The following is a 24,632-nucleotide window of genomic DNA, read 5'->3' as shown; positions in this document are numbered from 1 at the left end:
AGAATTTCGTTTATAGAATGATTACAATACAAAAAGCTTCAGAAAAAGATTTAGATTTAATCTTAGAATTTATTAAAAAATTAGCTGATTATGAAAACTTATCAAGTAGCGTTGTGGCTACTAAAGAACTTTTAAAAGAAAACTTATTTATAAAACAAAAAGCTTATGTTTTAATAGCTTATTATGATTTAAAACCTGTTGGATTTGCTTTGTATTTTAATAATTTCTCTACATTTTTAGGAAAATGTGGAATTTACTTAGAAGATTTATTCGTTGATGTTGAATACAGAAATAAAGGAATAGGAAAAGCACTTATAAAAGAACTAGCTAAAATAGCTAATCAAAATGATTATGAAAGAATTGATTGGGTTTGTCTTAAAGACAACTATCCAAGTCTTGAAGTTTATAAAAAAATAGGAGCTAATACAAAAGATGAATGGCTACTACATAGACTTGAAAAATCAGATATAAACAACCTTTTAAACAATAAATAAGTTATCTTAACTATGTATAAAAATCACTTAAAATATAAATAATAAGCAATTAAATCATACATTTAAAATTCTTAAATTAATACCTTAGCTAAATCAATAATTTAATAACTTTTAAAATCACTAATTATTGTTTAATTTTAGATTTTTAAACAATTCTAGCTAAATTACTTTTAGTATTATAAGCTTTTATTACCTATAAATATTATAAGCGTTTAATAAAACTAAAAATACTCATAAATACATTTATTTTTCAAATTCCAAAACAATTAATAATCAAACCAACCATATTTATAACCACCTTATAAAGCGTTATAACTAATTTACAATAAAATAAAAAATAATTAAATAAATTATTTCTTAGGGGTTATAAATGAGAAACGATTTTTTAAAAATCAATGGAATAATCGCATTTTTATTAGTTGGGTTTTTGAATGCTTTTGTTGATTTAGGACATAAAATCATCATTCAAAACACGGTTTATAAGATTTATGATGGCAGTACGCAATTATTTTTAACCGCAATTATTAATGCTTTAATTTTATTACCTTATATTTTTAGCTTTTCAATATCAGGATTTTTAGCTGATAAATATCCTAAAAATAAAGTTATGAAAATAACTGCTTTAGCAAATATATTTTTAGTATCAATCATTTGTTTTAGTTATTACAATGGTTATTTTTATCTAGCCTTTATAATGACGCTTATTATGGGTATTCAATCAGCCTTATATTCTCCTGCTAAATATGGTTATATTAAAGAGCTAGTTGGTATCAAACAACTTGCTATGGGAAATGGTGCTATAAATGCAGTTAGTATTGTGGCTATTTTGTGCGGAATGCTTGTATTTTCTTTAGGTTTTGAATTATTATTAAACGAGTTTAGCACGAGTAAGGATATATTAACTCAAGTAGCTCCATTAGGCTTATTACTAGTAGCTTTTAGTGTTTTAGAATTTATTTTAGCGTCTAAATTACCGCAGGTTAAAAGCGAAAATTCTAATTTAGCATTCAATAAAAACGATTATTTAAAAGGAGTTTTGCTTAAAAACAACCTTAGCTTAATATTTCAAAATAAAGTAATTTGGCTATGTATAATAGGAATTGCCTTCTTTTGGGCTATTTCTCAATTATATTTAGTATCTTTTCCTGTATTTGCTAAGTTTCATCTAAATGAATTAAACACCTTTTATGTGCAAGGCGTAATGGCAGCTAGTGCAATAGGCGTTATTATAGGCTCAATAATTGCAGGTAGATTTTCTAAAAACTACATTGAATTAGGGCTTATCCCGCTTGGTGCTTTAGGATTATTTTTAAGCTCATTATTAATAAGCTTTCTTAATAATTTATTTGCCTTTGCACTTGTATTTTTTATATTTGGCATATCTGGGGCAATATTTACAATCGCTCTTAATTCTTTAATACAATTTAATGCTAAAGAAAATGAATTAGGTATAGTCTTAGCAGGAAATAATTTTATTCAAAATATTTTTATGCTAAGTTTTGTAATACTTGCTACTTTTTTTGCTTATTTAGAAATTGATGTTTTATATTTGTTTTATTTCATTGTAGTTGTGAGTTTTTTAGGCTCTTTTTATGTATTAATAAAACTGCCTTTTTCTTTAGTAAGAATAATAGTAAGCCTTGCTTTTTATCAAAAATATAGATTATTAGTAGCAGGGTTTGAAAATATCCCACAAAATAAAGGAGTGCTATTATTGGGCAATCATATTTCCTTTATTGACTGGGCTATCATACAAATGGCAATCCCTAAAAAAGTGCATTTTGTAATGGAGAGAAAATACTATCAAAAATGGTATATTAGAATGTTTATAAAGCATTTTGGAGTAATCCCTGTAAGCTCTGCTGCAAGTAAAGAAGCCTTAGAATTAATTGCAACTTATATCAAAAAAGGCGAAATTGTTTGTATTTTCCCTGAAGGAACTCTATCAAGACACGGACATTTAAACGAATTTAAAAGTGGTTTTGAATTAGCGTGCAAGGATTTAAGCGAAGATGATGGGATTATAATTCCTTTTTATATCCACGGGCTTTGGGGTAGTTCATTTTCAAGAAGTGATGAAGAATACAATCTAAGAAATAAAAAAATCGGCAAAAGAGAAATAGCAATAGCATTCGGAACAGCCCTTAGCATACATTCAAGTAAAGAATTAGTAAAAGCTAAAGTATTTGAACTATCATTCTTAGCTACAAAAACTCAAAGCGATAATCTAAAAACAATAGAAAAAGCCTTTATCCTAAGTGCTAAAAAATACTCACAAAATATAGCGATAAACGACCCTTTAGCAGGAGATATAAGCTACAAAAAACTCCTAGCATTAAGCCTAGTGCTTAGTAAAAAAATCCCTAATGATGAAAATATAGGCATATTATTACCTGCTTCATTTGCTTCAACGCTTGTAAATCTAGCTAGTTTATTTGCTGGAAAAACCATAGTAAATCTAAATTACACCGCAGGAATAAAAGCCATCAATCAAGCAAAAGAAAGTGCAAATATAAAGCATATTTATACATCATCTAAATTCTTAGAAAAGCTAGAAAATAAAGGCTTTAAATTAGAATTAGAAAATGTAAATATCATTTATTTAGAAGATTTAATAAAAGCAATAAAAAAAGAAAAGTTAGATATTATCTTTAAACTCTTTTTAATAAGTATCTTACCTAGCTTTATGTTACAAGCCTTATTTACTAAGAATTTAAGCAATGAAAAAACAGCTGCGATTTTATTTAGTAGTGGTAGCGAAGGAATGCCTAAAGGAGTTATGCTAAGCCATAAAAATATTTTAAGCAATATTGCTTCAATTTCTAGCATAATTTGTGCAAAAGATGATGATGTAATACTCTCATCTTTACCACCATTTCACGCATTTGGACTAACCGTTACTACCTTTATGCCTTTAATAGAAGGGATAAAAAGTGCAACTTGCGCTGACCCTACCGATGCTTTAGGCGTTGCAAAAACTATAGTAAAAAATAATGTTAGCATTATGTGTGCAACTTCTACATTTTTAGGAATTTATGCAAGAAATAAAAAAATAGATGAAATTATGTTTGATAGCCTTAGAATTGTAGTTGCAGGTGCTGAAAAATTAAAGCCCGAGATTAAATCAGCTTTTGAGCTAAAGTTCAAAAAAAATATTTACGAAGGTTACGGAGCTACCGAGACAACGCCTGTTGCAAGTGTGAATTTACCTAATAAATTTGATAGCACATATTGGCAACTACATAGAGCAAATAAAGATAAAAGCGTAGGTATGCCGTTACCTGGCACTGCTATTAGAATAGTTGATCCACTAAGCTATGAAGAATTAAAAGCAAACGAAGATGGACTTATTTTAATAGGCGGACACCAAGTAATGCAAGGATATTTAAATAATCCTGAAAAAACTGCCGAAGTTATAAAAGAAATAGATGGCATTAGATGGTATAACACAGGGGATAAGGGACATTTAGATGAAGATGGATTTTTATACATTGTAGATAGATATTCAAGGTTTGCAAAAATTGGTGGAGAGATGATTTCTTTAGGACTTGTTGAAAGCGAAGTTGCTAAAGTGATTAATAATGATGAAGTAAAACTCTGCTCTACTTCTTTAGAAGATGATAAAAAAGGCGAGATGGTAGTTTTATTAATTGAATGTAGTGAAGAAAAATTTGATTATTTTGTAGATTTAATAAAACAAAGCGAAATACTAGCAATTTATAAACCTAGTAAATATATTTTGATAAAAGAAATTCCATTATTAGGCAGTGGAAAGGTAGATTATAAAGAAGCAAAAGCCCTAGCTAAAAGTATTTTAGAAAACAATTAATAAAATTTATACTAAAAGGAAGAGTAACTTCAACTCTAAACCTTTTAGTTTTGTAATACTAATTAAAGTTTTGCTAATTTTTGAATATTAAAGTATCAAATGAAATTCTTAATTATTTTTAAATGCAAAATATTTTAGATTTTACTTATGCGTTTTTAATATTAAATCAACATATTTAATTCATTTTCTAAGACAGATTTTGGAGTAAGCGATATAAATTTTTTAACCATTTTTCCATCTTTATCGTAAATAAACATAGCAGGCACACCCCAAACACCACCTACTACATTACTTAAATACTCAACATCTAAACTCTCATAAATAGTAGCAAATGTAACACCTTTTAAGCTTTCTTTTGCCATATCATAATCTCTCATACCACCTAATACAGCAATAATTTTATAATCCTTACTAAGCTCATTTAAGATAGGAATTTGTTTAGCACATACACCGCAATCCTTTGTGTAAAAAAACAACATAAAAGGCTCATTTAATCCCTTTAATGCTTGTTCTTTCGCACTATAACTTAAATGTATTGGCTCTTTTGAATTTAAAGCTAGCATTGCTTCATCTTTACAAGCACAAAGTAAAAATATGAAAATTGCTAGAAAAAATCTCATAAATATTCCTTAATCTTATTAGTTAAAAATTCCAAACTTCTATCGCCTAATACCTTATCCACATAAACTCCATCTTTTAAAATAAATAAAGTCGGAACAGCAAAAATATCATACCTACTCCAGCTAATGTCTTCTTCATCTTTTAAAAAAATCATATTTGAATATTGGTGTTCTAATTCGTGTTTTTTAATAGTATTTAAATCATCAATAGAATTAATTGCATAGATACTAATATTATTTTCATTCGCAAATTCATTTAATCCAGCCATTACTTTAAGACAAGCAGCACAACCATTTTGCCAAAATTCTATCAATTCTATACCTTGTCTTTTTAATTCTATTTTATTTAAAGCTGTAGTTTTTGCAAGAATATTAGGAGCTTGTTTATTTAATACTAGCTTATTATCTTCGCAAGATACAAAAAACAAAAGTATTAAAACTATTAGAATTTTATTCATTCACTATAAGTCCATCTTTAATAGTAATTATCTCATCTCCATTTTTAGCCAAGTCAGGATTGTGAGTAATTAATATAATTGTCTTGCCTTCGCTTCTTAATTTTTTAAATATATCTAAAACTATTTCTCCATTTTCTTCATCAAGATTGCCAGTAGGCTCATCAGCTAATAAAATATTTGGATTATTAATAAGACTTCTAGCTATGCAAAGGCGTTGTTGCTGACCACCACTTAATTCGCTAGGTAAATGCTCTAATCTATCTAACAATCCTACTTTATCTAAGATTTTCTTAGCATCATTTTCTTCAATACTTGAATGATAATATTGAGCTAGCATAACATTTTCTAATACGCTTAAATAAGGTATTAAATGAAATTGTTGAAAAATAAGCCCTATTTTTTCTCTTCTTATTCTTTGTTTATCAGCTTCACTTAAATGAGTTACATTAATACCATCTAAAAAGTATTCGCCTTCACTTGCATTATCAAGCAATGATAAAATATTTAAAAGCGTAGTTTTTCCACTACCACTCTTACCTACAATACTAAGCCAACGACCTTGATTTAATTCAAAATTAAGACCTTTTAAAACATGGGCTTTATCAAATCTTTTATGTAAATTACTAACCTTAATAATACTCATTTATTCTCCTCTTAAATTACCTACTATATCTATTTGCAATGCTTTTTTTATCGGAAAATACGCAGCAAATGATGCAAAAAATAATGATATAAAAATTGAAAGCACAAAAGCACTTAATCTAAAATCTATACTAGCATTAAAAATAATATTACCTAAAATCTGTGCTAAAAAATACCCACCAATAGTGCCCAATAAAGATGAAACAACAGCTAAAATAAATACTTCATAAGCAAATAATTTTGCTATATCTTTAAAACTAGCCCCAAGAGCTAAATGCAAGGCTATTTCTTTTTTTCTTGAAAAAATAATTGAACTAAGAGTTGTATTAACACTTGTTGAGCTAATTATTAAAATAACAATAGAAATCAAAAACATAAGACCTTTTATTTTTTCTAAAATTGCTCCTTCTTTTAAACTAACACTTAAAATTGGTTTTAATTCTGCATTATTGCTTACTGCTATTTTGCTAAGCTCTGATAGATTTTCAAAATCATCATCAACTATTAAAGATACATAAGAATATTTATCATTAATACCCGATAAATCTTTAGCGGAATTTAAATTGATAAAAGCCATAGCATCAATCTCATCTCCAGTAGAAAAAATCCCTTTTATAATATAAGTTTTCTCATAAGGAATACCATTTTTTACTATTGTTAAAGGTAGTTTTTGATTTATGTCTTTTTTTAGAGTATTTGCTAAGTCTATACCTAAATAAATACTATTATCTTTTGAATATTCGCTTTGACTTAGGCTACCTTTTTTAACTAATAAAAACTTATTGATTTTTTTAAATTCATCAAAATCAACCCCAGCTACTATTAATTGCCTTGTAGAAAAAACAGGGCTAAAGTATAAATAAGGAGAATAAGCTAATAATTTGTCTTTACTAATTTTTGATTTAATTAAATTAGCTTCTTTAATATCTAAATAATCATCACTTTTAGAACTAATTAGCATATTAGCTCCGTAACTTTTAAGCTCTTTGCTCATTTTATTGTCAATATCAAAATATATATTTAAAAAAGCATTAGTAACGCAAGTTCCTATAAAAATTGATATTAAAACTATTATTAATCTTTGTTTTGAAAAAACTATACTCTTTTTAACTTGTGTGAAAAAAAAGTTATTTACGCTCATATAACACCTCAACTATTTCAAGATTTACAAAATTCTTAGTAGCTATTAATGAGCCAAGTAAAGCCACCAAACTAGCAAAAAACATACAAATAAATATAATTATGAAGTTATATTCAATACTATGAGAAAAAATGCTATAAGATATAATATCACTTACAAAAAATCCAAACACAGCACCAAAAATACTAGCAATTAAACTAACAAACAAATAATCAATCGCAAAAACCAAATAAACTTGTAAATTACTAGCGCCTAATGCTTTAAACAAACCTATTTCTTTTTTTCTTCTATAAACATCGCTATTTATTAAAGACGCTTCTGCAATACTTGCGACAATTAAAGATATAATAAAAATAATTCCCATTAGACCTTGAATTTTTTTAACGATAGAGCTTTCAGCATCTGCTACTTTACTAACAGCTTTTGCACTTGCTCCTTTATAATTTTCTTCAATTTGATATGCAATAGAGCTTACAAAAGCCGTGCAATACCAATTATCAAATTCCACTTGATTTAAACTCTTTATATCATATCTTGCCCTATGAGCTATGTCATTTTCTGGAATTGTTAGAGCTGATACTTCTGCTCTTTCATAAGTATTTGGCTCATTTAAAATATCATTTAATCTATCTATATTAATTAAAATTTTATCTTCATAATCACCCAAATTACTCACAATACCAACTACTTTTAACTCTACTTCTTTATCATTTATAAGCACTTTAAAAGTATCATTAGCTTTAAGATTTAAAGAATTTGCTAATTTTTCACTTATATTTACTTCATTTTCTAAACTATTATCATTTACAAAATTTAAATCAGTCTTTAAAAAAGGTAAAAGAGATAAAAATCCAGTATCAAATACCACGGTTTTATTACCAAATTTATCTTGTTCTATGACTAATTCTTTGTTAAAATATGTGCCTAAGATACTGATTTTTTTGCCTTGAAATTCTACTTGGCGTTGTTTAAATGGAGCTATTGCTGTTATATTATTTGACCAGAAAATATCTTTAATTTTTCTCAAATCATCAAGATTTAGGAATTTACTTTCGCTTTGTAATTTAAAGCTTTTATTACCAACTTCAATACTATAAGATGAGCCTTGTGGTAAAACACTAATATTTGCTCCATAATTTCTTAGCTCTTTTCCTAGCTGATTGCCAACCCCAAGAGTTATATTAAGCATACAAGCAAGGAGCAAACAAGCTAAAAAAATAGTCGCAAAACTTAATAATTTTTGAATAGGATTGCCTAAAATTGATTTTTTTACTATTCTTAAAAACATTTTTACTCCTAACTTCTTCTTTCAATCAAAAATAAAGCTTTATCACTTGAGCTTACAAATTTTGATGGGTCTTTTTTAAATTCTTGATAACTTTCAATAGAATTAAAATAATAACTAATACCATTATAAATATAGGTTTTCTTAGCTTTTGTGTTTAGAAATTTTTCTTTATTTACTGGGTCTTGAACTTGCATTTCAACTACTTTACTAAAATAGTTTTCCCCACCTAATATATCTTTTACTTTCACAATTATCTTATCGTTAATAACTTCAAATTTTAAAGGAATTGGATTGCAACCACCTTCTTTACCTACGCTAGGTAAAAATATCCTAACATTACAAGCTACACATAATAATTCATTATTTTTCATAACATAGCCATTATCCCCACAAATACTACAAGCATCAAATACTACTACAGGAGTTTGCTTACCTGCGTGGCGATTAATTATAAAAAATCTAATTTCCTTACCAGAGCTAGAAATATAAGCATAGCGATATAATTTACCATCTTGAATATCTTTAGCATCAAATTCAAAATAATCTTTATTTTTAGGAGTAATGATTTTTGGCTCATCAACTTGAATAGGTTTAGAATCTACTAAATCATAAAATAACATAACTAAAGCAGCACTAATACTTAATATAAAATGAATAGTAAAATGAGAATTTATACTAAAAGTTTTTGCGATATTTTTTCTATATTCTATGTCAAAATCACAAGCTTTTTCTCTATATTTTGGTCTATTTTTTAAGCAAGTGCCAACATAAATAATACCTAAAATCAAGCAGATATAATAATAAAACTCGGCATAATATCTACTCTTAGTAATATAACTAAGCAAAATAGAGCTATCACTAACTCCAATTCTAATTAGATAATACATAATCTCAGCAAAAGCAGTATTTAAAAACATAATTGCAAAAATTATATAAATACAAATTCTTGATTTTGAAAATGAATTTGAATTAGCAAAAAGAAAATTAATATAAAAAATAATACAAATAAAAATAGCTAATAAAATAAAGCCAAAATTTAAAATCCCTTGAGTATCTAACAAACTTGATGAAAATATAGGATAAGCAACTGATAATAAAAAGTATTTTAAAGAAGCTGCTAAAGATATAAAAAAGCTTAATATATAAGCAAATAAAGAATTATTTTTAAAAATTACTAATTTAATTAAGCTAAAAAATAAAGTAACTAATAAAATTATATTAGCTGTTAATACTCCTATTCTATCTACTTTTTCATAGTGGAATATATAAAATAAAATATATCCAAAAATAAAACCAACTAAAGTAAAAATAATATTTAATTTTAATGATGAATTTTTAGCATAAAAAGCTGTAAAAAAACTAACTAAAAAGCACTCTAAAAATATATGCACAAAATATATACTCATTATTGTCCTTATTTTTGTATATTTTTTATAGAAAGCCTAAGCTTTCTATATTTTAAGTTTTATTTATCAGGTGTTCCTGTGTATTTGAATTTGTATTTAACGTTAAATGTATCAAACCACTCGCCAACACCTGTTTCTTTATCTACATGGCGACCAAAACCTTGTTTTTCAGGATTATCAATTACAAATTCTAATTCATAATTACCAATTCCTGTATCCATTTTAATATTTGCACCATAGTGAGGACCATCATCAGCTACCATTGGCATAAGTTTTCCAACTTTTGTTTTACCATTATCAAGGTTAGTTAATTTATAGCCAATTGTAAGATATGGCATCCAAAAACCTTCAGGAAAACCATTTGGATTTTCTTTAAGAGCGTGAATGTCAGCTTCTAAGTGAATATCAGCTAAAGACGCTGCTAAATCAATACCTCTTGGCTCCATTTCAATTGGTTGAAGATACACAGCTGCTATTTCCATTCCGTGTAATTTATAGCTTTCTGCACCATCAATTGTAGGAATTTCAACTTCTCCTGCAAACACTGAAGACGCTAAAAAAGCACCTGCTACTAAACTAAGCAATGATTTTTTCATTGTTTCTCCTTTGATTTGATTTGCATATAAACAACTCCTCCTATTAATAGGACGAGGATTATTGCCTGTAAAACTAAGCTCTCATAATAAGGATATAATCCTAACCAAGTAATGCTTTCAAATTGCATTGGTATGAGATGTGGAGTTAAGACCTTGCCCTCAACAAGTTCCATAATCCCTTTGCCTGTAAAAGCAAAACACATATAAAAAATAATGATTGAGGTTATTAAGAAAAATTGTTTTATAGGAATTCTAATTGCACCAGCTTTAAGTAAGAAATATAAAACTACTAATATAACAATACCAAGAGCTAAACCACCTAAAACAGCACTAAGTCCAGCACTAGAACCAGAATCAATCAATAATGCTTGATAAAACAATATTGTTTCAGCACCTTCTCTAAATACTGCTAAAAACACGGTCCACCATAATGTTTTAGCACTGCCATTTGTAATAGCTAATCTTGCTTGCTCTTTTAAATTACTTGCATATTTTTTATTTCTTGCATTACTAAGTAGCCAAAAGCCAACATAAAATAATAAAACAACAGCAATTAGCATTGTTACACCTTCTATTAGCTCTCTACTTTGTCCTGAATTTTTAATAAAATATGAAACTATAAAAGCAGTGATAAATGATAAAACAACACCACTACCAAGTGCTGAATAAGCTATATTTAATCTGTCTTTATTACCGCTTTGAATAATATATGAAATTATTGCAACTACTATTATTAAAGCTTCTAAACCTTCTCTTAAAATAATAGTAAGTGATGATATAAATAAAAACCAAACACTTGTATCATTGATTTTATCTAACTGACTTTCAATTAATTTGTTTAACTCATCAAAATTAGCAATTAACTCATCTTTAGAAGCCTTACTTTTAATTAGTGCTGTTCCTTTAGTAAATTTTGCTTCTATTTCAAGCTTTATATTTGAATTAACAGCACCAATTTTACTCTCCATTCCTTTTGCTTCAAAAATGTCTAAATATATATTTTGAAGAGCATCAATACTTGCTTTTTCTCCCATTGTTTCATAGTCTTGAACTATTTTATTTAAAGCTATTTTAATATCAGTTGCAACTTGAGTATAATCTACATTCTTAGTCTCATCAACATATCCAACTAATTTTAATTTATCTAAATTACTAGCATCTATTTTAGTCATTACATCAAATATAGAATCTAATATCTCTTCACTTCTAGCTCTCATATCGCTTTCAGTTACTTTTCCTTCGCGAATATTACTGCCAAAACTTCTTAACTTGCTTCTCATATTAAGATTTTTTGTTGCATTTATTAGAATTTCAATATTTGTATTTATATATATTTCTTCTCTTGCAACGCCAATTGTATCAGCTGCTTTTGTAAATTCTCCTTGCTTATTATATTGAATAGCTTCGTCAAATTTCTCACTTAATAAATCATATACATATTGTAATTTCGGGTCAATCGCAGCTGCTGCTTGAAGGTCTTCTAAACTATCATAAACTTCTTTTTGCATAGTTGGTTTTGTGATTTCTCCACTTGCTTCTTTGCTAAGATGGGCTAATTCTGCTGCTTTTTGTTCTTCACATTTAGTTTTTGCACTATTTTCATCTGCTCCAAACATCATCTCACCTTCAATGCAAGTTTTTAACAAATTCTCTCTTGCATTCATTTCAGCTTTTGCTTTATCATAATTTGGATCAGAGGCTACTGCAACTATTTTAAAGCCATTTTGTATAACTGGCGTTACTTCTTCTAAATCAAATATCAAACCATCTATTAAAGCTTCAATTTTGCCTATATTTTCTCCACGCCCATAATAACCACGAAGATTGGTAAATTTTCTCTCCATCAAATAGCCTTTTCTACCAATATTTCTTCCAATAGGACCTTCCATATTTTCAAAATGTTGAAAATAAGCTTCACTTGCAAGTTGTCTTGCAGTTTTTGCATCACCTTTTTTATAGGCTTCTAAACCTTTATTTAGCTTTTCTATAATTAAATCTTTTTCCTTGAAATAATCAACATCATCTCTAGCTATTAAAGATATACAAATAGCAAAAATAAGCAAAAATATTTTTTTCACAAGATAACCTTTATAATAATTTTACTCATTATTGTATGAGTTATAAATAAATAAAATCTAAATGATACTTATTATTTTTTTCATTATTATCAATTAGAATTAATGTTGATAAAAATAATTTATTCTTATTAACTATTTTTAATAATTCGCTCCTACAATTTCGCGACTTTTTTAAAAGGAGATAAAAATGAAAAAAGTATGTTTGTCATTAGTTGCCTTTATAGGCCTTAATTTATGTGCTGCTGAAATTCCTGCAGTTGATGTTTTAGATTGCAAAAGTGCTGAATGTATCAATGATGCAAAAGCTGAAAAAATACTAGAAAAAAGTGAGCAAAAGGTAGTAGAAAAAGTAAAAGCTAAAGAAGAAGTGGTAAAACAAGTTAGCGATAAAGTAGAAGAAAAAAAAGAAGTAGTTAAAGAAGAAGTAAAACAAACAAAAGAAGAAATTAAAAAGGCAAAAAAAGAAGCTAAGAAAAATAAAAAAAGTAAAGAAGCTAAAAAATCAAAACACAACAAAAAAGAAAAAGTAGAAAACAAAAAATAATTTATACTTACGATTTAGCTAATGCTAAATCGTAAAATATTTAATTAAAAAATCCCAAAATATATGATTTTAAATTCTCAAAACCACTTATAAAAATTACAATAATTACAATAGGAATAAAATATTTTATATAATAAAACCAAGCTTTATAAAGTGGATTTTTAAGTTCATAATTATTGCTAATTTCTCTTAAAGCTTCATCTTTACCTAAAACAAAAGCAACATAAATTACACAAAGTAAAGCTGTAATTACAAATAAAATATTTCCACTAATAAAATCAAATGTATCAAAAATATTTCTTCCATAAATTAAAACATTATCAAGCACTCCATAACTTAATAAAGCAGGAATATTTCCTAATATAAAAATTCCACCTAAAACTAAATTAATCGCTGTATTTTTTGAGATTTTAAATTTTTCTTCTAATACAGAAATAATTACTTGATAAATAGGCAAACTCGTAGTAAGTGCAGCTGTTAATAATAAAACAAAAAACACTATAGCAAAGAAATCCCCAAAATGCATATGAGAAAACACTATTGGTAAGGTTTTAAATACTAATGATGGACCAGCATCAGGACTTAATCCAAAAGAAAATAAAGAAGGAAATATCATAAATCCTGCTAAAACCGCTACAAGAGTATTTACAATACCTGTAATAATTGCTGTTTTTAATAAATCCTCGCCTTTATCAAGGTAACTTGATAATGTAATCATAACCCCAAATCCAAGCGATAAAGCAAAAAATACTTGTCCTATAACATATAAAAATATATTAGGTGTAATCTTGCTAAAATCAGGATATAAATAAAACTTAATCCCTTCAATTGCCCCATCTAAAGTAACATTTCTAATAACCATAGCAATAAGACATAAAAACAAAAGCGGCATTAGATACTTAACAGAACGCTCAATTCCATCAATAACTCCACGCCTTAAAATAATCCAATTAATAAATACAAAAATAAATGTATAAATTCCTATCATTAAAGGGTCATTTTCTATATTTTTTTGATAATGTAAGCTAGTTTGCTCTGCTGTAATTACTGAAGTTAAATCAAGCCCGCCTAAATTAAACATAGACATAATAATATTTACAATATAGCTAATTACCCAAGCACCTAAAACCATATAATAAGCCATAATCGCATAGCTTCCAAATAGCCCTAAATACCCAACAAATTGCCATTTTTTACTAAAACAATCAACGCTATTTTTATGCATTCTTCTGCCTATTATATTTTCTACTAAGATAATAGGAACACCGACTAAAAACATAGCTATTATAAATAATAAAACATAAGCACCACCACCATTTTCTCCTACCATATAAGGAAATCTCCAAGTAGCTCCAAATCCAATAGTAGCACCTGCAACGGTCAAAATATATGTAAGTCTATTACTCCAAGTAAGTCGTTTCATAATGTATCCTTTTTTGAAAAAGGATACATTTTATACAAAAAATAATGATAATTTCAAGTTTTTTTTAAATAAATTTTACAAATAAAAATCCTAAAGCAACGCTTAAAGCAATCATTAAAACGCCTGGAATAAAGAAAGAATGGTTAAATACATACTTTCCTATCCTAGTAGTTTTTGTATCATCCATTCCAACCGCACCAAGTAATGTTGGGTAAGTTGGTAACACAAAGAGTGCTGAAACTGCTGCAAAAGAAGCGATGATTATTTTTGCGTTTTCTGGGTTTTCATTTAATGCAAGTGCAACAATTACTGATGGAACTATTGCTTTAGCAGTTGCTGCTTGAGAATATAAAAGCATACTAGCAAAGAAAAAGGCAAAAGCTAATAAGAATTGATATTGTTCTACTAAGCCTTTAGCAAATTCTTTTATTTCATTACTATGAGCGCTTACATAAGTATCTCCTAGCCACGCAACACCTAAAACACAAACACAAGCATTCATACCGCTCTTAAATACACTTGTATCAATGATTTTTGAAGTATTGATTTTAGTGCTTAATACAATAAAAGTAGCAATGCTAAGCATTACGCACATAATAGCACTATCTCTTGGGATAATTATCTTATCAGCTTTTAAGCCTGAAATATAAGTCGCATAACAAACAACAGCTAAAACGCCAATAACAAAAATCGCAACGCTAGTCTTAGCACCTTTAATAATCTCTTTTTGAGTGCTTTGTTTTTTTGCTATTTCACCTTTTTGAAGTAATTCTTGATAATACTCATCAGAACTTAAATCAAGATTTGAAAACTTAGTTACTAAAAAAGCACTAAGCATACAAGCTAAATAAGTGCTACCTATCCAAATGCTTAATAATGTTAAATAAGAATATCCAAAAGGCTCAAGTACACCACTAAGATAAACAACAGCTGCACTAACAGGACTTGCAGTAATTGCTATTTGACTTGATACAACTGCAAGGCTAAGTGGAGCTTTTGGCTTAATATTTTGCTCTTTTGCAACCTCAACAATTACTGGTATCATAGAAAACGCAGTATGCCCTGTCCCTGCTAAAATAGTTAAAAAATAAGTAATACTAGGAGCTAAATAATTGATTTTTTTAGGATTTTTCCTAAGTATTTTTTCAGCAATATGCACCAAATAATCAAGCCCACCTGCTAATTGCATAGCCGAAATTGCTGCAATTACTGACATAATGATTAAAATTACCGAAGTTGGAATTTCGCCTGGTTTTATACCACACAAAATACCTAATAAAATAACTCCAATCCCACCAGTATAACCAATGGCAATTCCACCAAGTCTAACACCTAAAAATATAGCCGCTAAAACTATGGCTAAATCCAAAAATCCAACAACATTTGCAAAAAGCAAAAAGCAAATCGCTACAACAATCCAAACATATTTGTTTTTCATTTTAACTCCTTTAAAATGCCAATTTTACACATAATTATTTTAATGTTTTATAAAAATTAAAAGATTTAAATTTTAAAGAATAATTAAAAAGAAAAATTAGGAATTTAAAATCAAATTCCTAATATAATTTAAAATAATTGCTTATGTTTTATAGCATTAGCCAATAAGCCAATAGTTGTGCCATTATGAGCAAATGCAGTAGCTGCTGGGCTTAATAAACCAAGTGTTGCAGCACCTAATATGAATGAATTAACCCATACCGTTGTGCTAAAGTTTTTATCAATTTTTTTCATAGTTTCATTAGCTATAACTTTTGCTTCTAAAATACAAGCAAAATCATCTCTTAGTAATCCAATATCAGCACTAGCTTTTGCTAAATCAGCACCTTTTTGCATAGAAATTCCAACATCAGCCTGAACTAACGATGGAGCGTCATTTATACCATCGCCTATAAAGGCTACTTTTTTGCCTTGAGCTTTTAAACTAGCTAAAATATTTGCTTTATCTTGTGGTAAAAGCTCTGCATAAACCTTATCAATTCCAAGTTCTTTTGCAACTTCTAAAGCCCTACTTTCAATATCGCCTGTTAGCATTACTAATTCTTTTACGCCGTTTTGCTTAAGCTTTGCTAAGACTTCTTTAGCATTGCTTCTAATTTCATCTTTCATAGCAATTACGCCTAATAATTCTTTAGATTTTGCTACATATAAAAGAGTTAAGCCTTTATCTAAAAGTTCTTTAATATTTGCATTAGCCCTAGAAAAATCAACACCTTCATCATCTTCTAAAAAGTGCCTTGAACCAATTATTACTTCTTCATTATCAATGCTAGTTTTAACGCCGTGTGCTACTATAAACTCCACTTCTCCGTGATTAATATGAGAAAATCCACGCTCTTTAGCAGCCTTTACTATAGCTTCTGCAACAGGGTGAAAATAATGCTCTTCAGCACTTGCACTAAGGTTTAGCAAGGTTTTTTCATCATATTTTGGACTAAATACATGAACGCTTTCAACTTTTAAATCCCCATAAGTTAATGTGCCTGTTTTATCAAATACAAAAGTATCAACCGAGCTTAAATTCTCTAAAGCAGTGCTACCTTTAAGCAATATCTGTCTTCTTCCTGCATAAGAAATAGCACTTTTAAATGCCACAGGAGTTGCTAATTTTAAAGCACAAGAATAATCAGCTTGAAGCACACTAGCCATCGCTGCACTTCCTTTATATAAATATGCAAGTCCAGCAAGTCCTAAAGTAACAGGCACTAAACTATCTGCTAATTTATAAGCTTTTTGCCCTATTTTTGATTTTTCTTCTAAGCAATCTTTCATATAATGTAAAATCTTAGCCGTTGATGTATTTTCTCCAACACTTTCAGCCCATATTTTAATACGACCTTCAACTACCACGGTTCCACTTAAAACCCTATCTCCACGACTTTTAGTAACTGCTTGGGCTTCTCCTGTCATAGAAACTTGATTAATACTAGCAATCCCATCAACAATATAACCATCAACCGCTATATTATCTCCTTGAGATACCACTACAATATCCCCTACTACCAAATCTTTTGCACTTTTTTTAACAAGCTCTTGATTAACTTCTACCCAAGCGTGAGTTATTTGTGGTTTTGCTAGTTCTTTTATCAAATCATCACTTTTTGCTACTACGCTTTCTTCAATATATTCGCCAATATTTAGCATTAAATTAGTGCTATTTGCTGCCTTATAATCTTTTCTATATAAAGAAACTCCTACTGCTGCTGCTTCTAATACTTTTGAAGTTAAACCATTTTCAATAAGTTCTAAAGTTCCTTCTTTTAATAAAGGCAATGCAGTTGCACTAGAAACAAAACCATCATAAATAGGGCTTGTTTTATAGCTATTTGCTAAAGCTAAAATAGATGAATAAATCATAGCCTTACTTGGAGTTTCTTTTGCTTTTTTTAATTGCTTAATTTCATAAGTGCTAAAAAAATCTAATATTTTTTGAGCTAAATTATTATCAATTTCTTTTGAACTTGTAAAAACTAAGCTTTTTGAAGCATTATTAACACTTACAAAAACACCAGAAAAATTAAGATTAAACTCACTTACTAATAAATGATTATCGCTTAGATTATTAAGCGTATTTAGCCTAATTCTAAGACGATTTTTAGAGTGATGAATAACCTTACAATTATTCTTGCATTGAAGCTTTTGCATCTTCTACTTGCTCTTTAAATTCTTCAATAGCAGCACTAGCAAAACTTTGAATTTTTGCAACACCTTTTGCTAAAGTATCTTTTGCATCTTTATTGCTTAATAAATAAGTAACCGCAGCACCAATTAAAATTCCTTTTACTAAAGGAGAGCCAAAAAGCCCTGTTCCTTGAGTTGTTAGCGAACTTAAAAAGCCTGTATTTTGATTGTTGTTTGCAGTATTATTTAAATTATTGTTTGAAACATTATTTAAATATGGATTATAAGAATAATTTTGATTGTTATATCCTTGATTAACATTGTAATTTTGATTGTTGTTTAAATATGGATTATTATTATTTGTCATTTTATTTTCTCCTAAAAATTGATTAATTAAAATTCCACTAATTCCAGAAACTATTGCGTTTTTATAATCTTTCCTAGCTATATCATTGCTTGTTTTAATTGCAAAATAGCTAGTAACTCCTACCTTTAAACTTGCTTTTAAATCTTGAGTTGTAAAAAAATTATTAAGACTAGAGCTTAATAAATGATCACTCGGAACTCTATTTGATGTAAGCATAATTTTTACTTCTTAGAGCTTTTTTTAGCTACTTCTTTCTCGCATTTGCAACAAGGTTTAAGTTTTGAGATTTTTAAAATTGCATTTTCTGTCATTTTTCCTGCACTTTTTGCAAAATCTTGAGAATTAAACTCACTTATACTTTTTTTAATACTATCTTTTTTATTATAAATTGTTACTGCAGCTACGCCTAATGCTGCACCTAATATGAATGGAATTGGCATGATAATCTTCCTTTATTTTAAAATATCTTTTAAAAAATTACTAACTAAAGAATCTACATTAAATTCATTAGTCGCAAGGCTTTTTCTTAAAGCCACCTGATACTCATTAACCGAACTAGCCCAAAGTCTAAAAATAAGGTCTTTTAGCTTTTCATCTTTGCAAACATTAGCCGCTATTTTATAAGCTTGAACGATTTCAAATTCTTTTGCTAAAAGTAGCAAATAAGCATCATTTAAACTGCACTCAACTAATAAAGCATTATTATCGCTAATTAATAATTGATTTAATTGCTTTTTTGCATTTAAAATATCTCTTAAAATACCATCATTAAAGCAATTAGCATAATACTCATATAATTTTATGCTAGTTAAATCTAGCTCAAAAGCTCTTCTTATATCGCTGTTTTCTAGTTCTTGCAAAAACTCTTGGTTTTCAAATCTTAGCTCAAGCAATGTTAAGCTCCTTTAAAGCTAGGTTAATCTCATCAATGTTTTTTGCATTGATTAAATTATCAAGGCTTTGTTTTGATATGATTTTATCATCATATAAAATAGTAACCTTGCCTAAGATTTTATTAACTTTAACTTCATTAATCCCTTTTAGATTAAAAACTTCATCAATGTTGTAGCTTTCTAAGTCTTTTAATTCTCTTATCTTGCTAGATATATCAAGTCTTAATCTACCACTTGTGTGATGAGTGATTGTAATGTATTCTAAAACTTCACTTAAAACCTTAGCTTTATCCATTAAAAATCCTTTCGTTTTCAAAAATGATTGTAGTCCCTAAAACTTAAAATAAAATAAAATATATAAGATAATGATAATCAAAAAGTGGCAAAAACTCAATATTTATGCTATTTTGCTAATCTTTTCTATATTAAATTACTAAGGAATTTTATGAAAAAATTATTTTTTATCTCATTTTTTACAACATTTTTGCTATCAAATAATCTAATAAATGGCAAAGTTGATATTAGCATTCAAAATCCAATAATTAGTAAAAGTGAAATCACTTACACAAAATATCCGATAAATAATAAAACCTTATTAATTTTAGCCCCAAATTATCGCTCAAGTGGTAAAACTTTAAATATTACTTTAGACAATCAAGAATATAGTCTTAAAGTGCTTGAAGGAGAATATAAAAAAGAGCAAATTAAACTTGCAAAGCCATCAATTATTAAGCCAAACAAAAAGCTACAAGAAAGAATTGCTAAAGAATACGATGAAGCAGTGAAAATCTATGCAAAAAGCACCGAAAAAGTATATATTAATAAGCCTTTTATAATCCCTTTAGATAGTGTTATTACAAGCCCTTTTGGAAGTGCTAGGGTGTTTGAAAACACTCTTAAGAGTTATCATTCAGGCACTGATTTTAGAGCAGCAATTGGAGTTAGCATTCCAGCTAGTAATGATGGAGTAGTAGTTATTGCAAAAGATAGATACTATTCAGGTGGTAGCGTTGTGATTGATCATGGATACGGCGTTTATTCGCAATATTATCATTTAAGCAAGATTAATGTAAAAGTGGGTGATTTTGTAAAACAATCAGATATTATAGGACTTAGTGGAGATACGGGCAGGGTTAGTGGACCTCATCTTCATTTTGGAATTGCTATAAAAGGCGTTAGTGTTGACCCACTTGATTTTGTAAATAAATTCAACGCAAAGGCTTTTAATTGATTTTTAGTAAATATTTTGATACTTGGAGTAAAGAGTATTATAAAAAAGGTGTAAAAGTTGGTAAAGATGGGGATTTTTATACAGCTGTTAGTGTTGGAGAGCTTTTTGGCTTTTTGTGTGCTAAAAGATTTATTTTTTTAGTTGATGAAAAGATTTTAAAACTACCTATTGATATAGTAGAAATCGGTGCAAATGAAGGGTATTTATTAAAAGATTTTTTAACATATTTAAAAGATAAACGCCCTGAAATTTATAAGCAAATTAATGTAAAAATCATAGAGCCACACGACAATCTAAGGGCTTTACAAAAAAAGAATTTGAATGTGGAATTTAAACATTATTATTTTGATGATTTTAGTAGTGATAATGCCTTTTTTATCGCAAATGAATTATTTGACGCTTTTGCTTGTGAGCTTTATGATAATCATAAATTTGGCTTCGTTGAAAATGGCAAAATAATCTTTAAAGAGCATAAAAATAGTTATGAATATTTACAAGATAAACTTGAAAAACGCTTTGAATTTTCTCCTATGATATATGATTTTTTAAGTGCTTTAGATAAGAAGTGTAAGGAATTTTATTTTTTAACATTTGATTATTTTTCTACATATTTAAATGATGAGTTTAGTTTAAGAATATTTAAAAATCATCAATTAATTGACCCATTTAACGCTAATTTAGAAGAATTATTTGCAAATTGTGATATTACTTGGAATGTAAATTATGATGAATTGTGCTTTTATTTTGATAAACTTAATCTAAAACATAGCTTTAAAAAACAATCAAGAGCTTTGATGGAATTTGGAGTAGATGAATTTAGCGATATTAAATACGCAAATGCCATTAAATATCTATTTTTTGGCTTTAGCGATAATTTTCATTGTTTAGAATTTAATAAAAACATTAAAGGAGATTAAAATGGATAAAACAAGTAAAGAATTAATAAAAGTTGATGCAAATACTATCAACGAATTAGAAAACGAGCTTTCAAGTTTGCTTAAAACTAGAAATCAAGAGTTAAAAGAACAAATTAAAAAATTAAGCGAAGAGCAAAATAAATTTGAATATCAATTAAATGATAAATTAAAGAAAATTGAAAAAGCTAAAAGCGAGATAAAACCTAAGTCTAACGCAGCATTAATTACTTTATTAAGTATATTAATAATACTTGTAGTAATTGATGTCGGGATTAGAATTTTTACTAATTAATCTAGGAAATTCCTAGATTAAATATAATAATCATCGCAGTCTTTAAAATCGCAAAAAAGCACCGCATCAACACCTATTAAAGCAGCTTTTTCAATATCGCTAGTATCTTTTATAAAAGATAAAATCTTGCTATCAAATAAATATTTTTCTGCTAAAAATACGCTGTCTTTTAAGATTTTAGCATTTGGGATAATGTATTCACAAAGTGCTGCATTTGATTGCAAAACTTCACTTAAAGTATCGCAAAATATAGCTCTTTTAATATTTGGCTTTGCTAATATTTCTTCGCTAAATTTTACACAACTTACATTATTTACACTAAGTCCTAATTCAAATTCTAAAGCTGTAAATTGATTTTTTATATAATCTAATCCATAAATTAACATTATTTATCCTTAAGTGCATTTTCTAAAAACAATATTTCATTTATATAATTTTTTTGCAAATATTCTAAATTAATTGAGATTTGCTCTAATTCTTCTAAATTATAATCATTTAATTTTGCTAATAATTCATCGTAATCTAAGGCGAATTCAAAGCCTTTTGCAAAATTAATTTTATTATTATTATAAATTAGTTCTAAGTCTTTTAAAATTGATATTTGATTTGATATTTTCTCTAGCATATTAATTAAAATTCTTTTTTATTTCATCTAATTCATCTTGGGTATATCCAGCCATAATTCTAGCGTTTTCATTCATATTTTTAATAGGTCTTATTAGGTGTTTGTATTCTAAGAGTAAATCACAAAAATTCTCATTTGTCCCACCTGCGTTTTTATACCATCTATCGCCTTTATTTACATGGCTTATTTCATCGTGCAAGATGATTTTTAAAACTTCTAATAATTTTGATTTTATTTGGTGTTTTGTGCTGCTTATTTTTTTAACCACAAAAGGATTAGCATCAAGCCCACAAGCTTCTAAATGCCTATGCACAACCCCCATTCTAACCTTAAAACTAGAATTAGTAGCTCTCATAGCGTCAAATAAATTAGTATGCACCCCAAAATCTCCGTATTTATATCCTAGCTCATTTAAAGCGTCGTTTAATAGACTAAAGTGTAAGCATTCTTCTTTAGCTATTTCTAAAAAATCACTCGCAAACAAAAGCCCGCCGGTATGATAAAATCTATAAGCAGCATCTAATGCAAGGTCAATTGCTGAATATTCAATATGAGCTATTTGGTGCAAGGTCTTTGCTAAAGCATTATCAGAACTTAGTTCTTTTGGTCTTTTAATCCTTGTTGGGTGAATAATCTCAAGGCTTTTTGCATAACTTGGCTCTTCTAAAACTAAAGGCTCGTATTCATTATAAGCTAGGTTATTGCTTAAAAAATCATCGTAAAAATCATCAAATTTAGCTAATTTTTTAGCATAATCACTCTCGCTTAAAACATCAAATAAAGTATGCGAATAATCTTTCATATTAGTCCTTAAAGCTTATAAATGCGATTTTTTATTTTATAAAATTTTTGATAAAAACATAGTTTTACCAAAGATTATTAAAAAGAATTTAAATAAATACTATTTAAATTCTTTTATTGTCTATAAATCTTGATTTTATTTTACGAAATTAATAAATCAATATTTTAACTAAGTCTAATTTAGCTAGATTTTGCGATGGAATTTTTCATATATCTAATAGATTTTAATTTCACATTTGTGTAAATAAAGTGAAATTATTTTTTAAGGAGATAGCCATGAAAAAGGGCTTTACAATGATTGAGTTGATTTTCGTAATCGTAATTTTAGGAATTTTAGCAGCAGTTGCAATTCCAAAACTAAATGCTACAAGAGATGACGCTGAAATAGCTAAAGCTTTAAGTAACTTTTCAACAATTATAAGTGATATTTCATCATATTACACAGCTAAAGGTGATTTTGCTGCAAATATTAAAGATATGACCAATGTTCCTTTAAAAACCGGAAGTGGAACAACGGATACTATTCAAGTTAAAAATAAAGATTGTTTGACTATTACATTACCAACAGCAGGTGCTACTAGTCCAGCTGCAGGAAGTGTTAAATTTGCAATGGCTTCTGGGTCTGATGCGGCTTGTACTTCTGCTCTAACATCTAATACAGCTAAAGCTTTATTTGGTGGTAATGACTTAAGTAAGGCAAGCTCAAGCTATACATTACAAATTGGTGGTAGCAATATTTCTCTTTAATGAAAGAATACTTTTATCATAAGCTATTAAAAGCTTATGATAATTATAAATAAGGATATGAATGAAAAAAGCTTTTACAATGATAGAACTAATCTTCGTAATAGTTATTCTAGGTATCTTAGCAGCAGTTGCGATACCTAAACTAAATGCTACGAGAGATGATGCTGAAATTTCAAAAGCACTAAGTAATTTTTCTACACTTATAACCGATTTATCATCTTATTACACAACTAAAGGTAATTTTGCAGAAGGTATTGGGAATATGACAAATGTTTCTTTAAATCAAGTTGGAAATAATCCTTTGAGTACTTATGTAGCAGCTTATCTTGGAGTTGGTAAAGTAACTGATTGTTTATACATAGAAGCTGATGGAAGACCGGGAAAAAAGGTAAATTATATAATGATAAGAAGTCAAGCTAAAAAAGATTTAATTTGTCAAGATTTAATAGATAAAATCAATGCTTTAAATCTTATAGGTAGTGCTTATTCTGATATAAATCTTACTACACCAACTAGCACGATTGATAAAAGTTCAATATCAAATAAGGTATATATCAAAGTTGGTGGCAATAACGTTACTTGGTAATAAAAATACAATTCTTACTTTAATTATAATTTAAGG

26 protein-coding genes are annotated in these 24,632 nt (G+C 27.9%); 8 read left to right on the top strand and 18 right to left on the bottom strand.

Going from position 1 to position 24,632, the window contains the following annotated elements:
• Positions 1–17: 17 nt before the first annotated feature.
• Positions 18–494 carry a GNAT family N-acetyltransferase gene (locus AVBRAN12640_RS00130; protein ID WP_214117797.1) on the top strand — a complete coding sequence of 159 codons (477 nt, stop codon included), beginning with the start codon at positions 18–20 and terminating at the stop codon, positions 492–494.
• 370 nt (positions 495–864) lie between these two features.
• Positions 865–4,323 carry an acyl-[ACP]--phospholipid O-acyltransferase gene (locus AVBRAN12640_RS00125; RefSeq protein WP_239803090.1) on the top strand — a complete coding sequence of 1,153 codons (3,459 nt, stop codon included), beginning with the start codon at positions 865–867 and terminating at the stop codon, positions 4,321–4,323.
• Between the two features lie 161 nt (positions 4,324–4,484).
• Here the strand turns inward: AVBRAN12640_RS00125 and AVBRAN12640_RS00120 are convergent, their stop codons facing one another.
• From AVBRAN12640_RS00120 to AVBRAN12640_RS00085, 8 genes are read right to left on the bottom strand one after another with little or no spacing between them, the layout of a single operon-like run.
• Positions 4,485–4,943: a TlpA family protein disulfide reductase gene (locus AVBRAN12640_RS00120; protein WP_214119525.1), complete on the bottom strand. Its 459-nt coding sequence runs from the start codon at positions 4,941–4,943 to the stop codon at positions 4,485–4,487.
• On the bottom strand, positions 4,940–5,401 hold the full coding sequence (locus AVBRAN12640_RS00115) for a TlpA family protein disulfide reductase (protein WP_214119523.1): 462 nt from the start codon (positions 5,399–5,401) through the stop codon (positions 4,940–4,942). Before AVBRAN12640_RS00115 ends, AVBRAN12640_RS00120 begins: the two co-directional genes overlap by 4 nt.
• A complete protein-coding gene (locus tag AVBRAN12640_RS00110; RefSeq protein WP_214117801.1) occupies positions 5,394–6,044 on the bottom strand; it encodes an ABC transporter ATP-binding protein in 651 nt (216 codons plus the stop codon). Before AVBRAN12640_RS00110 ends, AVBRAN12640_RS00115 begins: the two co-directional genes overlap by 8 nt.
• Complete coding sequence (locus tag AVBRAN12640_RS00105; protein ID WP_214117802.1) at positions 6,045–7,184, bottom strand: ABC transporter permease; 1,140 nt, start codon at positions 7,182–7,184, stop codon at positions 6,045–6,047.
• Positions 7,171–8,472, bottom strand: coding sequence for an ABC transporter permease (locus tag AVBRAN12640_RS00100; RefSeq protein ID WP_214117803.1), 1,302 nt, complete (start codon positions 8,470–8,472; stop codon positions 7,171–7,173). Before AVBRAN12640_RS00100 ends, AVBRAN12640_RS00105 begins: the two co-directional genes overlap by 14 nt.
• A gap of 8 nt (positions 8,473–8,480) precedes the next feature.
• Positions 8,481–9,878, bottom strand: a complete 1,398-nt coding sequence (locus AVBRAN12640_RS00095; protein WP_336608336.1) for a Fe-S-containing protein — start codon at positions 9,876–9,878, stop codon at positions 8,481–8,483.
• Positions 9,879–9,937: 59 nt separating this feature from the next.
• Positions 9,938–10,474 (bottom strand): iron transporter, encoded by a 537-nt coding sequence (locus tag AVBRAN12640_RS00090; RefSeq protein WP_214117805.1) that lies wholly within the window; start codon positions 10,472–10,474, stop codon positions 9,938–9,940.
• Positions 10,471–12,552, bottom strand: a complete 2,082-nt coding sequence (locus AVBRAN12640_RS00085; protein ID WP_336608335.1) for an FTR1 family iron permease — start codon at positions 12,550–12,552, stop codon at positions 10,471–10,473. Before AVBRAN12640_RS00085 ends, AVBRAN12640_RS00090 begins: the two co-directional genes overlap by 4 nt.
• Before the next feature lie 187 nt (positions 12,553–12,739).
• Here AVBRAN12640_RS00085 and AVBRAN12640_RS00080 point away from each other — a divergent pair, with 187 nt between their 5' ends.
• Positions 12,740–13,096 carry a hypothetical protein gene (locus tag AVBRAN12640_RS00080; protein ID WP_336608334.1) on the top strand — a complete coding sequence of 119 codons (357 nt, stop codon included), beginning with the start codon at positions 12,740–12,742 and terminating at the stop codon, positions 13,094–13,096.
• A 40-nt stretch (positions 13,097–13,136) separates the two neighbouring features.
• Here the strand turns inward: AVBRAN12640_RS00080 and AVBRAN12640_RS00075 are convergent, their stop codons facing one another.
• From AVBRAN12640_RS00075 to AVBRAN12640_RS00045, 7 genes are all read right to left on the bottom strand, one after another.
• Positions 13,137–14,519, bottom strand: coding sequence for a sodium-dependent transporter (locus AVBRAN12640_RS00075; RefSeq protein ID WP_214117808.1), 1,383 nt, complete (start codon positions 14,517–14,519; stop codon positions 13,137–13,139).
• A 64-nt stretch (positions 14,520–14,583) separates the two neighbouring features.
• Positions 14,584–15,957 carry an anaerobic C4-dicarboxylate transporter gene (locus AVBRAN12640_RS00070; RefSeq protein ID WP_336608333.1) on the bottom strand — a complete coding sequence of 458 codons (1,374 nt, stop codon included), beginning with the start codon at positions 15,955–15,957 and terminating at the stop codon, positions 14,584–14,586.
• Between the two features lie 128 nt (positions 15,958–16,085).
• Positions 16,086–18,161 (bottom strand): heavy metal translocating P-type ATPase, encoded by a 2,076-nt coding sequence (locus tag AVBRAN12640_RS00065; RefSeq protein WP_214117810.1) that lies wholly within the window; start codon positions 18,159–18,161, stop codon positions 16,086–16,088.
• Positions 18,136–18,720: a YtxH domain-containing protein gene (locus AVBRAN12640_RS00060; RefSeq protein WP_214117811.1), complete on the bottom strand. Its 585-nt coding sequence runs from the start codon at positions 18,718–18,720 to the stop codon at positions 18,136–18,138. Before AVBRAN12640_RS00060 ends, AVBRAN12640_RS00065 begins: the two co-directional genes overlap by 26 nt.
• Positions 18,721–18,725: 5 nt before the next feature.
• Positions 18,726–18,944, bottom strand: coding sequence for a hypothetical protein (locus AVBRAN12640_RS00055; RefSeq protein ID WP_214117812.1), 219 nt, complete (start codon positions 18,942–18,944; stop codon positions 18,726–18,728).
• A gap of 12 nt (positions 18,945–18,956) precedes the next feature.
• Positions 18,957–19,397: a hypothetical protein gene (locus AVBRAN12640_RS00050; protein WP_214119510.1), complete on the bottom strand. Its 441-nt coding sequence runs from the start codon at positions 19,395–19,397 to the stop codon at positions 18,957–18,959.
• Positions 19,390–19,692: an HMA2 domain-containing protein gene (locus AVBRAN12640_RS00045; protein ID WP_214117814.1), complete on the bottom strand. Its 303-nt coding sequence runs from the start codon at positions 19,690–19,692 to the stop codon at positions 19,390–19,392. Before AVBRAN12640_RS00045 ends, AVBRAN12640_RS00050 begins: the two co-directional genes overlap by 8 nt.
• 150 nt (positions 19,693–19,842) lie before the next feature.
• On the opposite strand from AVBRAN12640_RS00045, the gene AVBRAN12640_RS00040 reads away from it, so the two are divergent.
• The 3 genes from AVBRAN12640_RS00040 to AVBRAN12640_RS00030 are packed head-to-tail and all read left to right on the top strand — an operon-like array spanning position 19,843 to position 21,837.
• Complete coding sequence (locus AVBRAN12640_RS00040) at positions 19,843–20,628, top strand: M23 family metallopeptidase (protein WP_214119508.1); 786 nt, start codon at positions 19,843–19,845, stop codon at positions 20,626–20,628.
• A complete protein-coding gene (locus AVBRAN12640_RS00035) occupies positions 20,625–21,545 on the top strand; it encodes an SAM-dependent methyltransferase (protein WP_214142723.1) in 921 nt (306 codons plus the stop codon). The genes AVBRAN12640_RS00040 and AVBRAN12640_RS00035 overlap by 4 nt, the downstream gene beginning before the upstream one ends.
• Position 21,546: 1 nt before the next feature.
• On the top strand, positions 21,547–21,837 hold the full coding sequence (locus AVBRAN12640_RS00030) for a hypothetical protein (protein WP_239803096.1): 291 nt from the start codon (positions 21,547–21,549) through the stop codon (positions 21,835–21,837).
• A 17-nt stretch (positions 21,838–21,854) separates the two neighbouring features.
• On the opposite strand, the gene AVBRAN12640_RS00025 is transcribed toward AVBRAN12640_RS00030, so the two are convergent.
• The 3 genes from AVBRAN12640_RS00025 to AVBRAN12640_RS00015 are packed head-to-tail and all read right to left on the bottom strand — an operon-like array spanning position 21,855 to position 23,264.
• The gene (locus AVBRAN12640_RS00025) at positions 21,855–22,223 is read right to left on the bottom strand and encodes a hypothetical protein (RefSeq protein WP_336608332.1); all 369 of its coding nucleotides are present in this window, start codon (positions 22,221–22,223) and stop codon (positions 21,855–21,857) included.
• Positions 22,223–22,462: a hypothetical protein gene (locus tag AVBRAN12640_RS00020; RefSeq protein ID WP_336608331.1), complete on the bottom strand. Its 240-nt coding sequence runs from the start codon at positions 22,460–22,462 to the stop codon at positions 22,223–22,225. The genes AVBRAN12640_RS00025 and AVBRAN12640_RS00020 overlap by 1 nt, the downstream gene beginning before the upstream one ends.
• A 1-nt stretch (position 22,463) precedes the next feature.
• Complete coding sequence (locus AVBRAN12640_RS00015) at positions 22,464–23,264, bottom strand: ferritin-like domain-containing protein (protein WP_214117820.1); 801 nt, start codon at positions 23,262–23,264, stop codon at positions 22,464–22,466.
• A gap of 275 nt (positions 23,265–23,539) precedes the next feature.
• Here AVBRAN12640_RS00015 and AVBRAN12640_RS00010 point away from each other — a divergent pair, with 275 nt between their 5' ends.
• Positions 23,540–24,010 (top strand): type II secretion system protein, encoded by a 471-nt coding sequence (locus AVBRAN12640_RS00010; protein WP_336609159.1) that lies wholly within the window; start codon positions 23,540–23,542, stop codon positions 24,008–24,010.
• Positions 24,011–24,071: 61 nt separating this feature from the next.
• A complete protein-coding gene (locus AVBRAN12640_RS00005) occupies positions 24,072–24,596 on the top strand; it encodes a type II secretion system protein (RefSeq protein ID WP_336609158.1) in 525 nt (174 codons plus the stop codon).
• Positions 24,597–24,632 lie beyond the last annotated feature (36 nt).

Source organism: Campylobacter sp. RM12640 (assembly GCF_020137595.1).
Classification (GTDB): domain Bacteria; phylum Campylobacterota; class Campylobacteria; order Campylobacterales; family Campylobacteraceae; genus Campylobacter_E.
This window is presented reverse-complemented; position numbering and strand designations above follow the sequence as displayed.

Bases quoted from the DNA above. Each gene is read 5' to 3' on its own strand.
- AVBRAN12640_RS00130 (WP_214117797.1), top strand. From the start codon at position 18: ATGATTACAATACAAAAAGCTTCAGAAAAAGATTTAGATTTAATCTTA.
- AVBRAN12640_RS00075 (WP_214117808.1), bottom strand. From the start codon at position 14,519: ATGAAACGACTTACTTGGAGTAATAGACTTACATATATTTTGACCGTT.
- AVBRAN12640_RS00110 (WP_214117801.1), bottom strand. From the start codon at position 6,044: ATGAGTATTATTAAGGTTAGTAATTTACATAAAAGATTTGATAAAGCC.
- AVBRAN12640_RS00045 (WP_214117814.1), bottom strand. From the start codon at position 19,692: ATGGATAAAGCTAAGGTTTTAAGTGAAGTTTTAGAATACATTACAATC.
- AVBRAN12640_RS00070 (WP_336608333.1), bottom strand. From the start codon at position 15,957: ATGAAAAACAAATATGTTTGGATTGTTGTAGCGATTTGCTTTTTGCTT.
- AVBRAN12640_RS00020 (WP_336608331.1), bottom strand. From the start codon at position 22,462: ATGCTAGAGAAAATATCAAATCAAATATCAATTTTAAAAGACTTAGAA.
- AVBRAN12640_RS00100 (WP_214117803.1), bottom strand. From the start codon at position 8,472: ATGTTTTTAAGAATAGTAAAAAAATCAATTTTAGGCAATCCTATTCAA.
- AVBRAN12640_RS00120 (WP_214119525.1), bottom strand. From the start codon at position 4,943: ATGAGATTTTTTCTAGCAATTTTCATATTTTTACTTTGTGCTTGTAAA.
- AVBRAN12640_RS00060 (WP_214117811.1), bottom strand. From the start codon at position 18,720: ATGCTTACATCAAATAGAGTTCCGAGTGATCATTTATTAAGCTCTAGT.
- AVBRAN12640_RS00005 (WP_336609158.1), top strand. From the start codon at position 24,072: ATGAAAAAAGCTTTTACAATGATAGAACTAATCTTCGTAATAGTTATT.
- AVBRAN12640_RS00030 (WP_239803096.1), top strand. From the start codon at position 21,547: ATGGATAAAACAAGTAAAGAATTAATAAAAGTTGATGCAAATACTATC.
- AVBRAN12640_RS00095 (WP_336608336.1), bottom strand. From the start codon at position 9,878: ATGAGTATATATTTTGTGCATATATTTTTAGAGTGCTTTTTAGTTAGT.
- AVBRAN12640_RS00105 (WP_214117802.1), bottom strand. From the start codon at position 7,184: ATGAGCGTAAATAACTTTTTTTTCACACAAGTTAAAAAGAGTATAGTT.
- AVBRAN12640_RS00080 (WP_336608334.1), top strand. From the start codon at position 12,740: ATGAAAAAAGTATGTTTGTCATTAGTTGCCTTTATAGGCCTTAATTTA.
- AVBRAN12640_RS00015 (WP_214117820.1), bottom strand. From the start codon at position 23,264: ATGAAAGATTATTCGCATACTTTATTTGATGTTTTAAGCGAGAGTGAT.
- AVBRAN12640_RS00065 (WP_214117810.1), bottom strand. From the start codon at position 18,161: ATGCAAAAGCTTCAATGCAAGAATAATTGTAAGGTTATTCATCACTCT.
- AVBRAN12640_RS00125 (WP_239803090.1), top strand. From the start codon at position 865: ATGAGAAACGATTTTTTAAAAATCAATGGAATAATCGCATTTTTATTA.
- AVBRAN12640_RS00040 (WP_214119508.1), top strand. From the start codon at position 19,843: ATGAAAAAATTATTTTTTATCTCATTTTTTACAACATTTTTGCTATCA.
- AVBRAN12640_RS00010 (WP_336609159.1), top strand. From the start codon at position 23,540: ATGAAAAAGGGCTTTACAATGATTGAGTTGATTTTCGTAATCGTAATT.
- AVBRAN12640_RS00115 (WP_214119523.1), bottom strand. From the start codon at position 5,401: ATGAATAAAATTCTAATAGTTTTAATACTTTTGTTTTTTGTATCTTGC.
- AVBRAN12640_RS00090 (WP_214117805.1), bottom strand. From the start codon at position 10,474: ATGAAAAAATCATTGCTTAGTTTAGTAGCAGGTGCTTTTTTAGCGTCT.
- AVBRAN12640_RS00055 (WP_214117812.1), bottom strand. From the start codon at position 18,944: ATGCCAATTCCATTCATATTAGGTGCAGCATTAGGCGTAGCTGCAGTA.
- AVBRAN12640_RS00025 (WP_336608332.1), bottom strand. From the start codon at position 22,223: ATGTTAATTTATGGATTAGATTATATAAAAAATCAATTTACAGCTTTA.